This is a genomic window from Arthrobacter sp. ISL-65 (assembly GCF_018613795.1).
Classification (GTDB): Bacteria; Actinomycetota; Actinomycetes; order Actinomycetales; family Micrococcaceae; genus Arthrobacter.
The window spans coordinates 15,063-34,698 of record NZ_JAGGPN010000054.1 but is presented as its reverse complement, the minus strand read 5'-3'; the positions used below and the strand labels follow the sequence as shown (position 1 = coordinate 34,698).

Here is a 19,636-nt window from a genome sequence, read left to right as displayed (position 1 = left end):
TCAGGCACCCCCCGTTGATTCTTCGCTCATGGTCTTCACGGCACCGGCGGCAGCCTGGCCGGCCTCAATGCCCTTCTGCGCCGCGGCCACGCCAATTGCAGCGCCCGCCGCGGCTGCCCCGCCTGCCGCAGCCGCGCCGCCCCCGGCCGCCGTAGCACCACTGCCGGCCGTTTCTGTTGCGGCAGCTTCTGCTCCAGACGGGGTGCCCGAGGAAGTGCCCTCTCCCCCGGTCTCGCCCGCTGTCCCCGACGAACCGGCCGTTCCAGAGTCCCCGGCCCCTGATGGACCCTCGGAGCCCCCTGATTCGTTTGAGCTGTTGGCTGGTGCGGAAGCAACCGAACCACCGCTGCCGCCGCCGCGGCCGGCGCTGCCCATGCTGATAGCACCGGAAGCCACTGCGCCGACCGTTCCCGCAGCCAAAGCTCCACCACCGCCAGCGACGGCATCCACCATTGGGGTGACGAACCGCATGAGGGCTGGCATGGCGAACAAAGCAATGACCATCAGGGCCAAACCGGTAATTGTCGTCATCAGTGCCGAGCCGAAGTCCTTGCCGTCACCATCGTTCCCGAAGATCTTGCTGCCGCTAAGTTGGAAGGCCGTGGCGTAGACGATGGCGGCCGCGGGCTTGTAGAGAATGAAGGCGATCAGCCAGGCGGTGCACTTCTGGAACCAGCCCTTGCCGGCCTCGGTGTTCGTAAAAGCTGCAGCCGTAGGAAAGATCCCCGTCAGGATGACGAGCAGGCCACCGCGGACGATCATAAGGACGATCTGCATCACCGAGGCCAGAATCGCGATCAGCCCCAGGAGGATGATCATGATCGAACCGATCGGGCTGGTGGCCGAAAGCGCCAGCAGGGACGTGATGTTCTCGTTAAACGACGTCCCATCCGTGGAGCTCTCGATGATCCAGGCAGAGAATTTATCGGCCGCGACCGTCAGAAGGCCCACTGCTGCTACGCCCGCGCCAGACACGACGACCAGGGTCGCCAGCGAACGCCCCAGATCACGCAGGGGAGCACCCCTACGTTCGATCACCATCTTTGCCGCCCCTACAAGGACAGACAGCACAGCCAGTGACGCCGTCCAAAAGTAGAGACTGTTCTGCAGGAACAACACCGGATCGCTCGCGGTGTATCCACCAGGTGCGGAGGTAAGGTCGGGAGTTCCAACGTTCACCCAGAACGTCCCGAGCGTCTTCACTGTCTGTCCGACGGCATCAGCAATCGCTTTGGCCATGTTTTTGATTGAGTCGTTCGCAGCGTCCTCGATTGCCGCACCCGCCTGGCAAAAGGGATTTATGACATCCAAGCCTGAGCAGTCAGCCATTTAGACGCCAGACCATTCGATGTAACCGCCAAGGTCTGTAATCTGCCTCGCACCAGTGTCCCCCGTAGCCGGGACAACGAACTTCCAGTCGCCGCCGTACCACTGGAGCGGAACTGGAATGGAGACGAAGGTTCCGTTGGCTCCTTTGAAGGCAAGATCAATTACGGCTCGGTCAGCCTCATAGGAGCGGAAGGTGAATCCGGCCAATTGAGCGGTGACGGAGTTGGGGGCAGCTGTAGGGGATGATTTCAGCACAGCATCCCGCTCCGGGCTTGGTAATGCCAACTGCTCATAAACCAGGTCCGCTTTCCCAGCTGCCGACAATGCGGTCATGTTTGCCGCTGCATACAGCGCCCCGGTTGGTGAGTGTGCGAAGCAGGAGCGGAGGCCGTTGGCTTCGGTCTTGCCGGGTCCGAATTCCGTCGGTGATGTCGGTGCGGCGACTTTTCCGACCAGCTCCCATTTGGTGTCGGTCGGCGCGGTGGCTGGTTTGGCCTGGTTGCCGGAGGGCAGGCCGCATACGCTTGCGGCCGCTGCCGCGCTGGGCTGCGTGCTGGCGGTGGCAGATCCGGAGTTGCTTGGCTCGGCTGCAGGGTTTCCTCCCCCTTTGGGGAGCAGGGCCAGGGTGATCCCAAGCGCGACTATGATCGCCACGACAACGGCCGAGATGATGAACTTAGGTTTGGTCAGCGGGTTCTGGTCTTCGTTCACTGTCGGTTCAGTCATGGCTGGCTCCTTAGACCAGGGCGCCTACGACACCGCCTGCGGAGGCTGCGAGGATGCAGCCGCCCAGGACCCATGCCAGGCGGCCGGCGTGCTCGCCGCCCTCGCCGCGCCGGTTGTTGATCATCATCGTTCCGGCAGTGATCAGGATGCCGGCCACGGCCAAGCCGAAGACGATCCATGCGATCCATTTGAGGATCGTCAGCAAACCTTCAGATCCGGGAGGTGCTTCACCTGTGCCCGGGTTCGGTATTTCAGTGATGGCGAAGCTTGACCATTCCATGGCCTTGGAGAACAACATAGGGTTTCTTCTTTCTACTTGGCCGGGAGTCCGGCGGTGGCAGTTACTGCGAGGTGTACCTGCTCAAGGACGGTGCGGGCTTCTTTGGGAAGTTCTTCGGGGGCAACGTCGTGGCCGTAGCGCCATCCGTCCACCCAGGGAAAATGCCAAACGTGGGGTACTCCCCCACCGACGACGCGGGAGAAGTCGCGGATTTCTTTGGGGAGCCGTCCGGGAGCGTCGGCCATGACCACCAGGCCAGCGACCTGGATCCCGGGAAGTGACCTTGAAGCCCATTCAGTTGCCGCCAACCGTGCAGCACGCAGGCAGGGGATATTGGAACGCGCAACGAGAACCACAACGGATCCAGTTGCCGTCATAGGCCAGTGATGTTCGGCTGCCTTGGTGTTCTTGTCCAGGCGTGCAAGCGACGTTTCGCCCGCGCCGCCGTGCACGCCAAGCCACCAGAAAACCGGTTCCCTCCCCGCTGCGTTCCGTCGGGGAAGCCGGTCCGCTTGGTCCGGCTGCGGAACACTTAGCTGCGGCCTCGTCGCCCCCGTAGGGATGAAAGGCGGCTCTTCTGGGATGGCTGGGACAGGTTCGTCGATAGTTTCTGCGCCGAGGGTCACCCAGCGATTCTTTGAGACCGGCATTTCACATCCCCTAGTAATGTCCGCAAAGATCGTATCGGTACCGTCCGACACGAAAGGCCATAAGTGACCTCCAGCAACAGCTTTAGTACCTTTCAATCACTTCTAGTACATCACAGTACCAATTTGTGGTCTACGATGGCTCTATGCGGTGGGACGGACTGAGCGTGGACCCCAAGTACCTGGAAGCACTCTTCGCCAAGTACCCGGAGCGTCTTACGCCTCAGGACCTCGAAGAGATCTTCGGGTTGTCCCGAAACACCGTCTACCGCTGGCTCCAAACCGGAGTGATTCCTGCTTACCAAGTCGAGAAGACATGGTTGATCGCCAGAGATCAAGTCAAGGACTGGGTGTGGGAGAACCGGAACACCCTGAGGAAGGGCCAGACACCGGAAGTGAACGAGGACCAGCCCTAGGGCGAAGCAGCCGAACAGATGTGAGGGGGACACATGCAATCACCAAGGAGCGGGCCCGTGCTGGTCGCCGGTGCCGTCCTTGCGCCCGTCGGCTTGGTGCTGTCCATCATCCTGTTCGGCGGGGGCTCTCAAGCCGCGGCCGACGTCTGCTCACCGACCGGGTCCAGCGTCAGCGTCGACGCAAGCCGGCTGCCCAAGGTGGCTGTCGCCGGTTACGAGGGCGAGCAGCTGAAGAACGCCGCCCTGATCATCAACGCAGGCAAAGCCCTTGGCCTGTCTGCCCGGGGGCAAACGATCGGTGTCATGACGGCCATGGGCGAGTCCGGGCTGCGTGTCCTGGACCACGGCGACGGACCGGGACCTGACTCCCGGGGACTGTTCCAGCAGCGCGACAACGGTGCATGGGGCACTTATCAGGACCGCATGAGCCCCACGGCCTCCGCCAGCAACTTCTTCAAGGCCCTCCAGAAGATCGACGGCTGGGAACAGCTCGAACCCACCAAGGCCGCGCACAGGGTCCAGCGCAACGCGGACCCGTTCCACTACCAGTCCTACTGGGCGGCCGCCGTCGAGGTCGTCGCCGCCCTGGGCGACGTGAAGATTACCGATGCCGGCGAGGAAAGCTCCTGCGGCATCCCGGGGCAATCCGGCAAAGACGATGACCTGCCGTGGAGCACGGCCAAGATCTACGAGCCATCCCCTCTGGGAATGTTCAACCGTGAATGCGTTGACTTCGCCCTTTGGCGAATCAATCAGCAACTGGGCAGCACCACAGCCCCCTACAAGGTCCTGAACGGCACGTTCCGGCCCGATGGCGCCGTGCTCGGCTCTGCCCTGACCTGGAAGGACGGCTGGGACGCCAAAGGCTGGCCCACCGGTAAAACACCACGTGTTGGAGCTGTCGTCTGGTACTCCCCCGGCACCGGAGGCGCAGACGGCACCTACGGTCACGTCGCCATCGTCAAAGCCGTCAACGATGAAGGCAGCTTCCTGGAAGAGGGCTACAACGGCAACCCCGCCCCGAACGACCACACCTACTACACCCGCACAGTCCAGAACGGCACTCCCAGCGCCTTTCTCTACCTGCCCGGCAGCAACTCACCGGAGGAACCATGAAAGGCACCCTGACAGCCCTCACGGCCCTGCTTGTGTGCACCGCCTGCGCGCCGGTATCCAGCTCAGCGCCCGCCGAACAGTCGCGCACCACTTCCGCCACCAGCCAAGCCACGCTCAGCGCAGGCGGTAAACCACAAGCTCCCGGCGGCACAGCACCGGTCACCCTGGGCATTGCCTGGGACGAGGCGAGCAAAACAGCCGCGCTGGAAACCGCGACCAAGGCCATGACGCTCTATGCCCGTCCCGCCGTTACGGACAAGGAATGGATCCAGGAGCTCGGGCAGCTCATGACCGCCCAAGCCACCGCCGATTACCAATATGTTGACCCGGCCAACATCCCGGTCACCAGGATCACCGGAACGGGCCGGCTCAGGATCGATGAGAACAACGGCTTCGGCTGCCATGTCGTGTTTCCCACCGATGCCGGCCCCTACGACGTCCAGCTGCTCCGCAGCGCAGCCGACAAGCCCTGGCAGGTCAACCGTTTCACACCCCCGAACGGCACAAAGTAAGGACAGATGATGGAAACCCAAGCACTCGACTTCCCCAAGATCAACGCCGTTCTACGCACCAACGGAACCGGCGAAGTCACCATCAACGGGACCTCCCACGCGATCGAGGCTAACGACGAAGCCGCCGTCCTGACCGATGCGATACGCCTCATCACCGAAACCGCTGTCCAGCTCGGCCGACCCGTCCGCGTCAGCACAACTGATCCGGACGGGCACGGCCTCATCATCGTCTCCCCCGAAGGTGCCGTCAGCGAGGCCGCCCCGACCAAGCCCACCTCCCGGCGGGAGCAGGATCCGCTGCGAGTTGGGGTCGCATCGCCGGCCCAGCCGGCCGACGCCAAGGCCACGGCCTCCCCTGCTACGGGTGCCGTCGCGACTCCGTCCGAAGAAACACCAGCACAGCCCGCCGGGGCTGCACCGCTGACCTCCAATGCAGCTGCCACGCACGCCCAGGAGCCCGCACCGGCCTCCGCAGCCGCTCAGGAGCCTTCCACTCGGCGCAGCCTCAAAGACACTTCGTTCCTCATCAGCACGCCCGTACTGGAGCCCGCTAGCCGGGGATGGAGGGGAGCCCTGACCCGGCTCGGGTTCCGCATCGACCCCTCCCGTGAGGAACTGGCCGAGCGCGAAGACATCCGCACCGTCAGCCAGCACTGGCCAGGGCCCCGCACCGTGGCCGTCGTCAACCGCAAAGGTGGGGCCAACAAGACCCCCACCGTCGTCATGCTCTCCGCCATCCTGGCCCGCTACAGCGGCGCAGCCACCGTCGCCTGGGACAACAACGAATCCCAAGGCACCCTGGGCTGGCGCACAGAAAAAGGCGCCCACGACAACAGCGTCCTGGACCTCATCGACTCCTCCCAAGCACTCCTCTCCCCCAGCACCAATGCCGCCGAAATCGCCACGTTCGTCCACCACCAGACCGCAGACAAATTCGACGTCCTGCGCTCGGACGAAAACGAAGAAGGCGACCACGAAGTCACCGCAGAGGAAGTCGACATCGCCCACCAGGTCCTCACCCGCTACTACCGGCTCATCGTCATGGACTCCGGAAACACCGCCCGGTCCGCGAACTGGCGCCAAATGATCCACCACACCAACCAGCTCGTCGTCCCCGTCACAGCCATCGAAGACCGCGCCGAAGCAGCCCGCCTCACCTTGCAGACCCTCGAATCCCGCGGCGGGCACGACGCCGAACTGGCACGCAACGCCGTCGTCATCGTCTCCGAATCAACAGACGCCAAACGCAGCATGAGCGGCGACGCACTCAAAAGAGCCAAAGACGAAGCCCGGCGCATCGCCGACGGCTTCGCACCGTACGTCCGCGCCGTCGTCCGAATCCCCTACGACCCCGCCCTCGTCAACGGGCCCATCCGGTACGAAGCACTCCAACCAGCAACACAGCGCGCATGGCTCGCCGCCGCAGCAGCCGTAGCAAAGGGCTTCTGAAGATGACAACGCCACTGAGCGTCCCTGCACCGACCGACCGGCTGCCGGACCGGATCGCGAGGAAACGGCGTCTCCGGTTCTTGAGGTTCTACGATCAGGCCCTTGATCCACTTTCTCAGCGGACCGATCATTTTTCGATCACGTCCACCCAGAGGATTGAAACACGTCGCCCAAGTTCGGTCATTGCCTTAAAGTACCTGGACCTCACTTCAAAAGGGCCGGCGCCGCCGTATCCCCGGCGCGGCATGAGGTGCTTGTGCGCGCGATCGCCGGCCCTCAGAGGTGTGCAACTCCGCACGGCCATGGGTTAAGCCAGGGGTTAAAGATGCCGATCCGGTTCGGCACCCCCCCCGCCGGTCCGCTAGATTCAACTCCTAGACAAGGATGAGGACCTTGAGGCCGGTGGATACCGCCTCGGTCGGCATGATCCCTGGACGCCGGACTTCACGAGCACTTGCCGCCAAATGCAAGACAAAGCTCATCAAATCGCGTGTCCCTCCAGCTCACACGGATGTTGTTTCTGTTTCAACACGCCGAAAGCTGTTTCTGTTTCAATGCCGGATCACTGACGAGGCCGGTGGTAGTTTCAGTTTCAGAGAAGGGCGGAGTGCCTAGCATTTCACCGACTCAGGGCCAACAGGCAATTGGCTCGACCAATCTATTGAAGTAGCGGTGGCTGGCCAGGGTCACCGAGTTCAAAGGACAGGGATGATGGCTCCAGTTACACGTACAGGCCGGCGCTCCAAGGGCGACCGCAAATTCGTCGGATTCCGCATCGCAACGCCCAAAGCCGACGCAATGGACCAAATTGCCAAGGCAGAGGGCTACCAGTATGTCAGCGACTGGCTGTCCGATTTGGTCGACGAACGCCTGGCCAACACCAAACTGCACGCAATATCTCAGCAGGAGGAGTTGCCTCTTGGCCGACTGGCCTCATAAATAACGACGGCCCGCACAAGGCGGGCCGTCGTGAGCTTGGGACTTACATTCTGGATTTGCTTGGCGGCTGACAGATTGTAAGTCGGGTGGTGGACCTTCACAGGTCGACCATTGGTTTTTGTATGAAACCGGTCTTGGCGGGCCGGTCCTTTGTTATCCCTGCAACAGGATCTCCCCGAAAGGATTGTCCTCATCGTACATCAGCACGCGCGCGTGCTGCCAGCCATACACGATGCTGGCGTGTCGCGCGAATCAAGCGACCCCGCACGTCTGTGGTCGGCGCTGGCACCTCTTCTGGCAGGGCAGCCCCGTGTGCGCCTCTCCCGCGACGCCGGCAAAACCTACCCGCAGAAGTTCGAACGGGACCTCACCGACGCCCTCCCGACGCTGCCTGCGGCGGTGCGCATCTTCGGCAAAGACGGGACCTGCGCCGCCATCTTCCTGGACTTTGACTCCTCAGTCGCCGGTGCGGAGTGGGTAGAAGCTGATGTCCGGGCCCTGCAGACCTGGCTGCACTCCTGCGGCGCCCGCTGGATCGAGGACTACTCCCCCAGCGGCGGCCGGCACGTCTACATTCCGCTCGAACAGCGTGTCACCTTCACGGAAGCGCGTGACCTCGTCGAGGCCCTGGGCACCCGCCACCGGAGCCTGGACAAGACCCCGCACCAAAACCTCCTGCATGGCTGCATGCGCACCCCCGGCTCACCGCACAAACGCGGCGGTCACCAGCAGCTCGCCATGAGCCTGAACATGGCCTACGACGTCGTCCGCCGCCCCAACAGCCCGAAAATCTGGGCAAACCTCACGGCCGACCTGGCGGCTGAGATTGCCGCCGTGCGGGCTTTGCGTCTCGAGCAGTCGTTCATTCCGGCCACTACTGAAGCACCCAAGGCACCGCGGCTTGCCGGCAGGATGTCGCGGCCCATGCAGCAGCTGGCACTCACCGGCCTTTACGACGTCAACCGCTACGCCACCGACTCGGACGCCCGCCAGGCAGTCATCGTGAACGCTGCAGCTGCCGGTATGGAGCTGGTGGATGTCGAGCGCCGCGTATTGCAGGGCATCTGGCCGGGCCTGGCGTCCTTCTATGCACGCTACCCTTCCCGCCACAGAATGCCGGCCCTCAAGCGCGACTGGGCTAACGCACTCTCCCACCTGCGAAAAAGCCAAGAAAAAGAAGCCAGGAAGAACAGCGTCCATATATCCCCCACAAGCCAGCCTTCTACACAGGCGGGGGCCCTCCTAGCTCTAAAAGAATCGATCGACTCGTCGAATCCTGATGCTGAACACCGGTACATCAGGACATGGCGAAATGCGCTGCGTTTGAAAGAGTCGGGGTACTCCGATTCCAGAACAGGTCTGGCACGAAGAATGGTGCTGCGGGCATTGGGGGAGGCTGCACATATGACAGCCTCACGCTTCATCGAGTTCGGAGACCGGTCCTTGGCTGTGGCCACCGGGTTGGACCACACGACCGTCGGTGCGCACCTCAGGGCGTTGCGTTCCGAGAACAATCCGTTGGTGACCCTGGTTGAGCAGGGCCGCGGGACTAAAGGCGATCTGTACATGCTGACCATCCCGGAGGATTTGAAGACGGCAGCAGAAGACCTGACCTGGAGGAAAGGGAAGATTCATGCGCTGCGGCCGGTTTTCAGGGAACTGGGGCTGCCGGCTGCGTTCGTCTACGAGGCCTTGGAGCAATCCCCCATTCCCTTGCCCACCATGGAGCTCGTGCGCCTGACCAAGCTGTCTCGCACCGCTGTCACCGAAGCTCTTGAAATCCTGGCCGCTTGGAAAATGATCAGCCGGAACACAGCCAGAGTCTGGTCCGTGGTGACGTCCACGTCATTGAAGGAACTGGCCGAATACTTCGGCGTTCTGGAGGCGGTTGCCGCGCAGATGCAGCGCTACCGGATCGAGCGGATCGTCTGGCGGGACTGGCTCTCCAAGAATGTCACCACCGTCACAGAGCTCCTCTCCCCCGGCGAAGATTACCCATGGGAGATGTTCGAAGGGCTGCCGGATGAGTGGTCGTTGTCGGACATGGCGTTCGGCCAGACCGGGTGACCCTTCGCGGGGTAAAAAACAGGGCCATGCTTTCATGCATGAATGCAGGAAAGCATGGCCCCAGGACGACGTCGGCGTCTTAGCTCCAGCGCATCCTGATCCCCTGTTCTATCGCGTCCCGCAGTGTGACACCCTCGTTCTCCTGGGCGTCGTAGAGTAGGTCCAGAATGTCCTGCGACACCCGGGTGCTCAACGGGAAAGTGACCTCCCGGCGCGAGGACTTCTTGTTGGTCGCCTTGGAGGACTTGCTTCCACGAGTGGACTGCTTGGCCGGTGCAGCGGCCGTCGGTGCCGAGGCGCGAACCGGCGCAGGCGCTTCTTGGACTGGGGCAGCTTCGGCAGCAGCTGCGGGCTCAGTAGCTGCAGGAGCCGGGGCAGGCTCCTCCTGGACTGGAGCCACTTCGGCAGCAGCTGCGGGCTCAGTAGCTGCAGGAGCCGGGGCAGGCTCCTCCTGGACTGGAGCCACTTCGGCAGGAGCTGCAGGCTCAGTCACCGCTGCGCTAGCCGGTACATCCTCGACCGGGGCAGAGACGGCCGCTGGAACTGGTTCTGGCTCCACTCCCCCACCGGTTGCCGCGTCGCTTTCCAACCGAACAGGCGCGGCCACCGGTGCCGGCAAAGGATTGGCCGGGGTGTAGTCAACCGGATCCACGGTCTCATCCGGAGCCGGGCGCGGCCTGCGCCGCAGCTGTGCCGGACGATCTTTGATAATGCTTGTCTCGGTCATCGGACGATCTCTTTCATCAGCTCGGTGTAGGCCTCCACGACAGGCAGGCCCTTGCGGTACTCCCCGTACCACTCCTGGGTCATTCGCATTTCCTGGACAATCGTCCGGTGCGGAACCAGTGGCGTGAGCAGCATCCCGGTTTCGCGCAGCTCCTCGATGCTGGCGACCGCGATCCTGGACATGACGGTGGAGGCGACAGCGCCGACGATGATGCCGGCTTCGTGGAGGTTGTCGGGGGCACCGATCCTCTTGCGCGACATGCGGAACTGGTCTACGCTGCGGCGGGCGCCGGCGACGCCGTCCACCCCGTCGACAGTGGCGCCGGCGGCGTACACGATGGTGTCAGCGGCGTTCAAAGCAGAGAGGGTTAGGGGGCCGCCCTGGCGGTTCGGGCAGTCGATGACGACGACGTCGGCGTCTATGCCCATGAGGGATGTCCGAAGGCGCAGCTCCGCGTGGTCGGCCCGGTCGGCTTCGCGGTTAGAGACGCTTCGTGCGGACGGAACGACACGTAGGTTGGGGAACCAGGAGGACTCGACGGCCAGGTCCTCGGCCCATCCTTCGGGGTCTGGATCTCCCAGGATGGCGCCCACGTGCAGGCCCTCCTCTTTCGGTTCAACACCTATCCATTTGCTGGCAGCGGCACGCGGGTCGAGATCAACGAGAACGACTTTGCGTCCCGAAGCGGCTGTTACAGCGGCAAGTGATACAGCCGATGTCGTCTTGGTGGCGCCACCTGACTCGCTGTAAACCATGATTGTTTGCATGGCTCCAAGCTTTCCGGGTGCACATGTGCGTTACAAGGAGCCACGCCGAGCACTCCCCCGCTGTGACCAAACTGGCATGACGCCTTGCTTTCATTCATGCATGAAAGACAGGACGCATGCAGGCTGGCTGTTGTATGCCTCATGGGCCGCATAGAGGCAGCCCAACACCCTGGACTCACCACCACTCCCCCGCCGTTCGGATACCCCACAGGTCCTTGTGGGCCTTGCTTGTGGGCCTTGTTTGAAGGGATGAACGCGGGCGGGTATGCATTCATGCATGAAAGTAAGCCAGCCTGTAGGGATGCAAGCCAGGTCCTCAGCAGCCGCGGGCCCCGGCTAAGGGCGAGAGCGGTGACACCGCCTGATCGCGACCAGGTGCATTGGTCGTAGGTGATGGTTTTGAGGAATCGCGTTCATGCATGAATGCAAGCGGTCTGGCAGGCAGGCACGAATGAGGGTTGGCAGGCTGGCGGGTATGAATAGAGGAACGCTTGGTGGAAGGCAATGTTTCAGGCAGCCTGGAACGTATCCGCTGCCATGATGGGTCGCTCGTGGGAGGACCGCGTTGACACGCCAGCTTTCATGCATGAATGAGAGCTGGCAAGGATGGATGCAAGGTTGTTTGGCCTCCGCCCTGGTTTGTCCAGTTCTTTGCGGACCAGAATGCCAGGCAGGCTTCCATGCATGAATGAATGCAGGGCTGCATGGAGGCTGGCATGTCGTCCAGATGGAAGCCTACTTATTTCCCGTCAGAATGCGAGCTGGAATGCATACATGCATGAAATCTGGCTGGTAAGCATGCAGGGCTGCATGTGGATGGGCGGAGGGCCTTTCCTCTTCTGTCCTTGCATTCAATCATGCATGAATGAACGCTAGTAGGCTTTTGCGGCATGTATACGCGCAAGCCTTTCCTCGACGGGGAGGGTTTACCTGGACGTGGCCGGGGTGAGTTAATTCGCGCTGGCACTGATGCCGGGAATCCAGCACATTCTTCCTTGCATGAGTGCTTGCAGCCGGGCTTTCTGTCTTGCCCGCGTGCAAGCATGCATGCATGCACGCGGGCAAGGGGTGGGAAGTCGTCGTATGCGCCTCTACCGGCTCTTCTCGCATGCGTTCATACCCAGAAGCCATTCATGCATGCTTGATTGCACCCTTCAAAGTGACGGCAGCGGGCTTGGATGGCACCACTCTGTTGCGCCTTCCTGCCTGCGTGGCTGAATGCTTTCTTTCATGCATGAATGACGGCATCGTCCAGGCCTCCGCGCTCGACTGACTGCCTAAACTGCGTTCTTGCAAGCTGCCATGCATTCATGCCTGAAGGGTTGGGTGCTTGTTCGTTTTCCCGGAGTTCTTGGACACCACAGATGTCTGACTGCGTGAGTGATGGCCGGGCTCTCTTTCATGCATGAATGCATGGTAGCCGGAGTCATTTCTCATCGACGACTCCAGAGCCTTCGGTTCCTTCTTGCAGGGTGGATGCCAGTATGCAATCAAGCAAACTTTCATGCATGAATGCAGGCGGACCGTCGTGGTGGCAGGCTGGCCACGACGGTCCGCCCGCAGTCTGTCAACACCCTGCCGGCCTACCCCGTCCGCCACCGGGTTTTTGGTTGCGGGGGGTGAAGTCTTGCGCACTCCGCGAGTAGGGGAGGCCGCCCTGCTCAGCCTTATTTCAGACATCACGTGTGGCCCGGGACGGCTGCCATATATTTCCAAGGTTGGGGATGGATTGAGTATCAAGGTCAGTTACCGGACCACATTGGAGTGCGACGATGGGGGATCGGGCCCCTGCAGGACAGGATCTTCGGCGGTCTTCGAATCCACCATCGCAGCAGCCACCATCCGCGCCGCCGTCAGTTGCGAGACGCCATGGGCCGATGGGTCAGGTGGTCGAACGGAGCGGGCAAGCTGGGCAGGCATATCTCCCCAAAGCTGTCTCAACCTGTGCCCTAGTAGTGACGTCATTAACGACCGTTTCTGAGGGTGCTCTTTGGCAGCACGTGGGGGAGCAGTCAATCCGTTCACGTTTTCCAGCTGTGGTGAGGGCGATTCGGGGTGCGTCGATAACGACCGTTTCTGCTGGCTCTTGGGAAGCAGTGGGGGAGCGGCCGGCTTCTGTGACTTCAGCGATAAGCGGCAGCATTTTCTTAGCGCTATCTGGCGCACGAAACTGTCCGGGAGGGGATGGGGAGGTGGGCCAGGTCTGGGGTTTTAGCGGAGGCAGCGGTCGTTGGGGTCGATGCGTTTGCTCGTCTCGCCCAGTTGCCGGATCTGGGCTTTGGAAAGGGGGGTGAAGACGACCCGACGCACTTCTTCGACGTGACCGGACGCTGTTTCGACGACTTTGTCCCAGTCCTGGCCGGTGAGGGTGGCCAGGGTGGAGCGGCCGTCGGTGGGGTCAGCGGCACGGGTGACCTAGCCGCGTTTTTCCAGCCGGCCGACGACCTGGGAGTGGCGGGGCAGGCCTAATTCGGCCATGGCCGCAAGGTGACTCATCCGCAGCATCCGCTCAGGAGCTTCGGAGAGCGCAGCCATGACGGTGTTGGCGGTCGTGCCGAGTTCGTGCGCGACGACGTGTGCTACGGCCCCTGCCCGGCCAGCAGCATACGCGGCATGCCGTGCTGCCCCACGCAGGTTTCTGGCCGCGCCGATTGAATGGCCACCTGCCGCGCAAGCCTGCATCATGCATGGTGTGGTGTGCAAGCTGAGCGGCGACCGCAATCGGCAGCACCCGCTGGTGCAGACGACCTCTGAAACTGACAGCCCTTATCGGACGGGCGCTCCATCTTCCTGCCAGGTAACTCCGGTGCGTACTCTCAGATAAGAGAGGTGGTGCCTGGTGTCTTACGTGCCCGTCTTGAATCAAATGAACCCGGTGGTACGGGATATGGATGCCACCGTGGCCTTCTATCGTCGTCTTGGTATGACAATCGACGCTGCACCGGGTGCTCTGCATGTCGCCGCCCGGATGCCAAACGGCATGGCCATCGAATGGGACAGCGCCGAGTTTGTGCACCAGTGGGACTCGGGGTGGACCGGGGCGACTGGGGGTAGCGCGGTGCTCGGGTTCTCTGTTCCGACTAGGGAGGCCGTCGACGAGGTCTATACGGAGATGACTGCTGCGGGATACGCAGGGCATCAACCGCCCTATGACGCTTTTGGGGCGCCCGCTGCTACGCGATCGTCGATGATCCCGACGGTAATAGCGTCGGGATCATGAGCCCGGAGGATCCAGAACGCAAGTTTTGGCCACCCACCCCACCGCCAACCCTGTCCTGATCCTCAGGCTTTCGTACGCGCGTAGGTCATGTTTTGCAGGAGCGATGTCCCCTCCGGGTTGGTGAATCAGGCGATCTGGTCGTAGAAGTGCAAGTGCTGTAGTCATCAAAGATGGTCCGCGCGGCCTGGTTTCAGTTCCGTCGGCGGCTAAAGCCCGGTGTTCTAGGTTGCGGTCCTCAACTCGACGATGTGCCGCGTTCTTGGGAGCTAAGGCGAAAGGACCGTGACGCTGCACGGCTAGTCCTGACTAAATTGCTAGCGATCGTAGCGTGGGAGTATGACCTGGGCCTGCTCGACTGTCCTCCAGGGAATGAGCGGCTGCAGGCAGCAGCTGCCTTCGTGGCCTCAGCGCTCTTATCTAGCCTCTGGCCGAGCGACCAGAAGTCGGGACAGAGGTGAACGGCAGGCGGAAGGGCATGGCGGCGGGCAAGGGGGAGCGCGCCGCGCAGTTTAAAAATGTACGGCTTCTAGCACCTGCACCGCACCCGCCCGGCTCAGGACCGACTGCCCTTGACCCGTCCAAGGTGGCTGAGCGGCCGCATCCTCAAAGGGCGGCGCCTAGCGACGTGGTTCCTCTGTGGCGTCAGGGTCCTCTTCGGGTTCGAATGTGTTGGGCTCAGAATCAGCAGCGATACCGATCCCGTCCCCACCCTGGGGAATCCCGCCGTCGGCCGTGCCCTTTTGCGGTTCCTCCTCGGGCAGTGAATCAGGTGAATTGATCGTCATCGCTCCTCCTTCATTGGCTGGGGCTCCACGCTAACAGCTGCGAGGCGAAAGGCACCGTACAAGCCCGAGAAATTTTGAAGGGCATCCCCTGAGTTCTCATGGGAGCATGACCACCGCCATGCAGAACGCTTTCCTCAAGCTCTACCTGCCCGCCAATGGACAGAGCCCGTTTCCTCACGCTCTGCCTTCCGCTGCGCTCCGTCAAGGAACCAGACTGCACTGCGCTTCTGCGGGATAAAACGTCAGACACGAGGCTCCCAGTTGCCCGATCTGCGACATTTGGTAAGTTTACTGATTATTATCACCTGTCGCGGACTTTGGTTCTCGGCCAACCAGATCATCGAGACCTGGCAATATCAGCAACGGCAACGGGAGGAAGCATGACACAGGAAAACCACGAGCAGCCTGCACCCGAGATGATTCTGGGCGGCGATTCCGAGGAGTCTGCGCCGACTTCCTCGGGCTCGGGCCAGGAAGCCACAGCCATCCCGGACGGCAGTGGCAACGACCTTCCCCAGGAGAAATCGCCGAATGACGAGGACGAAAGCTTCAACGCCGGATAAGGCGCATCATCAGAGTGCCTCAACCAGGGAAGCAGCCGGGGAGTTCTATTCGCGCGATCAACTCGACTCGGTCGCGAAGCAATGACGCGGCCTCGGGACCTGCCTTGGTTACCAGAGCACGTGTCCTCAATACCGCGTACGAACTGTTCTCCCGGCGGAGTATCCGGGATGTCGGTGTTAACGAGCTGATCGAGACCTCCGGGGTTGCGAAGTCGACGTTCTACCGGCATTTCCCGTCGAAGGACGACTTGGTCAAGGCCGTTCTGGCACTCCAGCACGAGGTCTGGTTCGAGGAAATCGTTGCCCAGGCGCAGCGTCGCAGCGACACTCCGGAAGAGGAATTGCTGGTCATCTTCGATGTCTTCGCGGATCGGCTCGGAAGCGGAGGCTACAAATCCAACATGCTTGTCAGGGTTCTCATGGAAATGGGCCCTGACCATCCCTTGGGCGTGGCGAGCGTCGAATACCTCGCCAGGATTCGGGGACATGCGCGGGTGTTGGCCGAGGACGGCGGGCTGGAGCGCTGTGACTTGTTCGCCCGGGCATGGCACCTCCTGCTGAAGGGCTCCATCATCTCCGCGATGGAAGGCGACCGGGAGGCCGCCGAACTAGCCAAGCAGATGGCCACGAGCCTCATCGAGCGCCACCGCCGCTCCGTGCTCTAACGTGGGTGTGCCGACAACAGAGCAGGTTCGGGAAGAATGTCGAAAATGGGCCCTGGAAGTACACCAAAGTTGTTACCGGACTCGCGAGTCGCAGCGCTTCATGTGCCGGGACGAGCCGGCTTCTGTAGAGGGCGGTTTTCCTCTGAGCCCTTCACAGCGGGTTCTTAGTAAAGGATTCATTAGCTGGACTCGGTGGGTAACAGTATTCAGCTTCTCTGCTTCCGACGCACTGGGTGTCAGTAGGACAGGATGTCCTCAGTGGGACGAGATGACTGGAGCGCAAAAACGACCGTTACCGTGCCGAGGCAACAAGCAGGCGACCTGCCTTTGGGTTCATGGAGATGCTTCGCCCTGAGCTGCGCAGACGTCTTCGACATCGCCTAGCCATCCACTCTGGGTGGGTAGATTCTTGGCGGCCGGCGGCGGCTGGGGGGTAGGCCCCGCTCAGAGGGCTCAAGCCGTCGCCGGCCACCCCCAGTGTCACCAGTGGACGACCCAAACAAAGACCGTGCCGCTGTCTCTGGACCCGTCCCTGGGTCCCGGTGGGCCTGCCTGGAACCTAGCCGCCCGATCAAACCGGACATACACTGGAGGTTTCCTCCGCTAGGAAAAAGGGGAGACCGGCAAGCGGCGCGGCCTCCCTTTTCCTTGCCCCTGGTGGCAGGCACACGGCCGCAACGAGAAGGCCTGCGGCCAGCCATGCCATGCTGTGACCGTGGCGGGTGCGGCTGAGTTTTCGCTCCTGCGCGGTGTACCGTCTGTTCGGCAGCCTTCCGTGCCTGTTTCGCGGCCTTCTGATTCGCTGTCAGTGTGAGGACGACGGCGTGGACCACCTCGGGCCTATTGGCGTCCTCAAGCCGGGACAGCGCCCAGCGCACAGCGGCGTCCACCTGGGGCGGGGGGACCTGAGCGGCGTGTTACGCCGGGGGCTGCCGCGCTGCAACAACCGTCACCCGCCTTCATTGTTCGGCTGGTTGGCATCGGTCGGCTTCACCCCGCGGCGCACAACGGGAAGGGGCGGTGCCGGCTCTAGGTGTTTTCGCCAGGCTGGGTTGCGTCGAAGAACCGGTGCTCCGGCGGGGGCGTTTGGGTTGGTCCCGCCTTGGCCCGGATGAAGTCCAGGTCCTCCTGGGAGAGCATTGCCTGGCCGTGCTCGTCACGGTCAACGCTGATGCCGGTTTCCCGGCAGATCTCTTCCGTCATGGTGCGTGGCAGGATCAGGGATCCGGGGTTGTTGGTGAGCCACCGCTGCGTTGCGGGGCTGAGTCGGTCCCAGCGGTCCTTGATTTTCATCTTCATTGATGATGCCTTTCTGAGTGATCCGGGACGTGGTCGGTCCCAGCGTGTGCTCAGGGTACCTGACGATCCGAGAAGGACAGGGCGGCGATCAAGGGGCTTGAGGTTTCCGTCCTAGCCTGTGCAGCACCTACTACAGGCCGGGGGTGTCCTATGCTTTTGGTCAAGCGGCCTGGGCGGGTTTTTCCTCGTAGAAGGTGCCGTGTTTGAGCATTGAGTAGATGACGTCGCAGCGGCGCCGGGCCAGGCAGATGACGGCGGCGTTGTGCTTCTTCCCCTGTGCCGTTTCTTTTGGTAGTAGGCCTTCGACGCGGGGTGGTGGCAGCTGGCGATCCAGGCGGATCTGAAGAGGGCGTTCTTGAGTTGTTTGTTCCCCGATCGTGCGGGGAATTCACCGCGTATCGAGGTCCCGGAGCGGCGTGTGACAGGGGCGATGCCTGCGTAGGCGGCGAGGTGCCCGGGAGAGGTGAAGGTGCCGGCATCGCCGATGGTCAGGAGTATCGTCGCTGCGGTCTTGATGCCGACTCCCGGCATGGACATCAAGACCTGGGAAAGAGGGAAGTCATCGAGGAGCTTTTCGACTTCTTCGGCCACGATGGCTCGCTGGTGTTTGAGTTCCTTGATCTGGGCGGCGACGCGGGGGATGACCAGTTCGACGGCTTCGGTGCCGATCACGGTGACGGTCTGCTCGCCCAGTGCCGTGAAGATCGCGTCGACCAGGTTCACCGGGTCCTTCCGGCTGTGGTTCCTGGCCCAGCGCAGCACGTTGGATCGCCCGGCGGCCCGCAGGCCGGTCGGTCCGGCGTATTTGATGAACAGCTCCAGGACCAGGGACCGGGTCAGCACTGTTCCTGGGAAGACGCGCTCCAGGGCGGGGAAAATCTGCAGCAGCAGGGACCGCAGCCGGTTGGTCGCCCTGGTGCATTCATGGGTCAGGTCCGCGTCGAATCCGGAGAGCACCTTCAGTGCCGCGAGCACCTCGCTGTCCCGGTCAACGGCCCGTAGCGTGTGAGGCATTGCCCGTGCCGTCTCGGCGATGATGAACGCATCCCGCGCGTCCGTCTTGGACTTTCCCGGGTACAGGTCAGCGGCTTTGCGCATCGCCAGGCCGGGCAGGTAGGCAACGGTGCAGCCGCAGTCCCGGGCCACGGCTATCGGAAGAGCGCCGATGGTGTTGGGCTGGTCCACGATCACCAGCACCCGGCCGTGCTGCTGCAGGCCGGTGAAAAGCTCGCGCAGCCGCACTTCGTCCTGCGGCAGCGGCTTGTCGAAGACCCGTTCGCCGGCTGCGTTCAAGGCGGCGGCGTGGTGCTCGGATTTGCCGACATCAAGCCCGCAGTAAACCTCGTATCCTTCGTCCATCCGGCGCTCCTTTGCACCACTCCTGGCCGCAGTCACGACACCCGATGCTGGCACCCACGTTACAAAGAGACCTGACCCCGCGGAAGGAGCCGGCCGTGTCCCTATCAGCAGTCAACGCGTGTCTCCGAACCTAGCGACAACACCCCCCGGATCATCAGTGGCAGGGCAAGAAAGTCATACCAGGTCCAGCGACCAAATCCCCGGCCCTCGGGGACGGAATAAATGTAACGGGCAGGTTGGGTTCACGGGGTTTTGCCTTGGGTTTCCAAGCGGGGAATCGGCCTTTCTCTTGGCTTGTGCTTCGACGTCGCGTTTCGTGGTCAGGGGCTTCGACGGTTTCGCCTAGTTCTTCGCTGGTTTGTTCGATGTCCTGTTTGATGTCTTCGATCCCGGCGTCCTGGGGCGATTCGGGCGGTTAAATCGAGCTCAAAATGGCGGTTCTTTGTCCGAAGTCGCCTGCACCGCCAGGCCAACCTTGGAGGAGGGCCGGATCACGCGCCGCGGAAGTCGCCTGAAGTAAAGGTTTCCACCGGGCCGGCTGTAGCGGGGGAGCATTTGCCGGCCCGGCGGACTGGCCCGGAGGGCGCTTCGTTGGCCAGATACCAGGACTCTGTCATCGGAAACTTGAGGAAACCCGACGAACCCTAGGAACCGATACCACTCAGTCAGGAATAGGGGGCCGAACATGGCGGGTGCTAACCACCGGCAGGTGACACGAGGACGGGACCCCCACAACGTTCCAAGGTTTGCCGGGAATGCACCACGGCGCC

18 protein-coding genes and 1 pseudogene are annotated in these 19,636 nt (G+C 62.4%); 9 read left to right on the top strand and 10 right to left on the bottom strand.

Annotated features, from left to right (window positions below; all coding sequences use genetic code 11):
* Genes J7I85_RS21915 through J7I85_RS25815 form a run of 4 tightly spaced genes read right to left on the bottom strand, consistent with a single transcriptional unit; the run spans position 1 to position 2,985 of the window.
* Entirely contained in the window at positions 1-1,329 is a 1,329-nt protein-coding gene (locus J7I85_RS21915) for a hypothetical protein (protein WP_214857179.1), read from the bottom strand.
* Positions 1,330-2,055, bottom strand: coding sequence for a hypothetical protein (locus tag J7I85_RS21910; protein ID WP_214857177.1), 726 nt, complete (start codon positions 2,053-2,055; stop codon positions 1,330-1,332).
* A gap of 10 nt (positions 2,056-2,065) precedes the next feature.
* Positions 2,066-2,353, bottom strand: a complete 288-nt coding sequence (locus J7I85_RS21905; protein ID WP_111903848.1) for a hypothetical protein — start codon at positions 2,351-2,353, stop codon at positions 2,066-2,068.
* A gap of 14 nt (positions 2,354-2,367) precedes the next feature.
* Complete coding sequence (locus J7I85_RS25815; RefSeq protein ID WP_214857171.1) at positions 2,368-2,985, bottom strand: DUF6668 family protein; 618 nt, start codon at positions 2,983-2,985, stop codon at positions 2,368-2,370.
* A 143-nt stretch (positions 2,986-3,128) separates the two neighbouring features.
* On the opposite strand from J7I85_RS25815, the gene J7I85_RS21895 reads away from it, so the two are divergent.
* The 6 genes from J7I85_RS21895 (at position 3,129) to J7I85_RS21870 (ending at position 9,481) form a co-directional block, all read left to right on the top strand.
* Positions 3,129-3,398 (top strand): helix-turn-helix domain-containing protein, encoded by a 270-nt coding sequence (locus tag J7I85_RS21895; RefSeq protein ID WP_087874229.1) that lies wholly within the window; start codon positions 3,129-3,131, stop codon positions 3,396-3,398.
* Between the two features lie 33 nt (positions 3,399-3,431).
* Complete coding sequence (locus J7I85_RS21890) at positions 3,432-4,514, top strand: CHAP domain-containing protein (RefSeq protein WP_214857169.1); 1,083 nt, start codon at positions 3,432-3,434, stop codon at positions 4,512-4,514.
* Positions 4,511-5,026, top strand: a complete 516-nt coding sequence (locus tag J7I85_RS21885; RefSeq protein WP_214857167.1) for a hypothetical protein — start codon at positions 4,511-4,513, stop codon at positions 5,024-5,026. The genes J7I85_RS21890 and J7I85_RS21885 overlap by 4 nt, the downstream gene beginning before the upstream one ends.
* 6 nt (positions 5,027-5,032) lie before the next feature.
* A complete protein-coding gene (locus tag J7I85_RS21880; RefSeq protein ID WP_214857165.1) occupies positions 5,033-6,475 on the top strand; it encodes a chromosome partitioning protein ParA in 1,443 nt (480 codons plus the stop codon).
* A gap of 708 nt (positions 6,476-7,183) precedes the next feature.
* Entirely contained in the window at positions 7,184-7,414 is a 231-nt protein-coding gene (locus tag J7I85_RS21875; protein ID WP_251024689.1) for a hypothetical protein, read from the top strand.
* 240 nt (positions 7,415-7,654) lie between these two features.
* A complete protein-coding gene (locus J7I85_RS21870; RefSeq protein WP_308159606.1) occupies positions 7,655-9,481 on the top strand; it encodes a MarR family transcriptional regulator in 1,827 nt (608 codons plus the stop codon).
* A gap of 79 nt (positions 9,482-9,560) precedes the next feature.
* On the opposite strand, the gene J7I85_RS21865 is transcribed toward J7I85_RS21870, so the two are convergent.
* The 3 genes from J7I85_RS21865 to J7I85_RS21855 all read right to left on the bottom strand — a co-directional run bounded on the left by J7I85_RS21865 (position 9,561) and on the right by J7I85_RS21855 (position 13,660).
* Complete coding sequence (locus J7I85_RS21865) at positions 9,561-10,208, bottom strand: hypothetical protein (RefSeq protein ID WP_214857163.1); 648 nt, start codon at positions 10,206-10,208, stop codon at positions 9,561-9,563.
* The gene (locus J7I85_RS21860; RefSeq protein ID WP_214857161.1) at positions 10,205-10,975 is read right to left on the bottom strand and encodes a ParA family protein; all 771 of its coding nucleotides are present in this window, start codon (positions 10,973-10,975) and stop codon (positions 10,205-10,207) included. The genes J7I85_RS21865 and J7I85_RS21860 overlap by 4 nt, the downstream gene beginning before the upstream one ends.
* 2,415 nt (positions 10,976-13,390) lie before the next feature.
* Positions 13,391-13,660: a hypothetical protein gene (locus tag J7I85_RS21855; RefSeq protein WP_214857223.1), complete on the bottom strand. Its 270-nt coding sequence runs from the start codon at positions 13,658-13,660 to the stop codon at positions 13,391-13,393.
* Positions 13,661-13,841: 181 nt separating this feature from the next.
* Here J7I85_RS21855 and J7I85_RS26050 point away from each other — a divergent pair, with 181 nt between their 5' ends.
* Positions 13,842-14,195 carry a VOC family protein gene (locus J7I85_RS26050; protein ID WP_374102517.1) on the top strand — a complete coding sequence of 118 codons (354 nt, stop codon included), beginning with the start codon at positions 13,842-13,844 and terminating at the stop codon, positions 14,193-14,195.
* A 617-nt stretch (positions 14,196-14,812) separates the two neighbouring features.
* Here the strand turns inward: J7I85_RS26050 and J7I85_RS21845 are convergent.
* Positions 14,813-14,980, bottom strand: coding sequence for a hypothetical protein (locus J7I85_RS21845; RefSeq protein ID WP_214857147.1), 168 nt, complete (start codon positions 14,978-14,980; stop codon positions 14,813-14,815).
* Positions 14,981-15,360: 380 nt separating this feature from the next.
* Between J7I85_RS21845 and J7I85_RS21840 the strand changes: the two genes are divergently transcribed.
* Together J7I85_RS21840 and J7I85_RS21835 are read left to right on the top strand one after the other, a co-directional pair.
* On the top strand, positions 15,361-15,543 hold the full coding sequence (locus J7I85_RS21840; RefSeq protein ID WP_214857221.1) for a hypothetical protein: 183 nt from the start codon (positions 15,361-15,363) through the stop codon (positions 15,541-15,543).
* A 104-nt stretch (positions 15,544-15,647) separates the two neighbouring features.
* A complete protein-coding gene (locus J7I85_RS21835) occupies positions 15,648-16,208 on the top strand; it encodes a TetR/AcrR family transcriptional regulator (RefSeq protein WP_251024688.1) in 561 nt (186 codons plus the stop codon).
* A gap of 1,029 nt (positions 16,209-17,237) precedes the next feature.
* Here the strand turns inward: J7I85_RS21835 and J7I85_RS21830 are convergent.
* Together J7I85_RS21830 and J7I85_RS21825 are read right to left on the bottom strand one after the other, a co-directional pair.
* Entirely contained in the window at positions 17,238-17,507 is a 270-nt protein-coding gene (locus tag J7I85_RS21830; RefSeq protein WP_214857140.1) for a hypothetical protein, read from the bottom strand.
* 160 nt (positions 17,508-17,667) lie between these two features.
* A pseudogene (locus J7I85_RS21825) lies at positions 17,668-18,866 on the bottom strand (IS110 family transposase).
* Between the last annotated feature and the right edge of the window lie 770 nt (positions 18,867-19,636).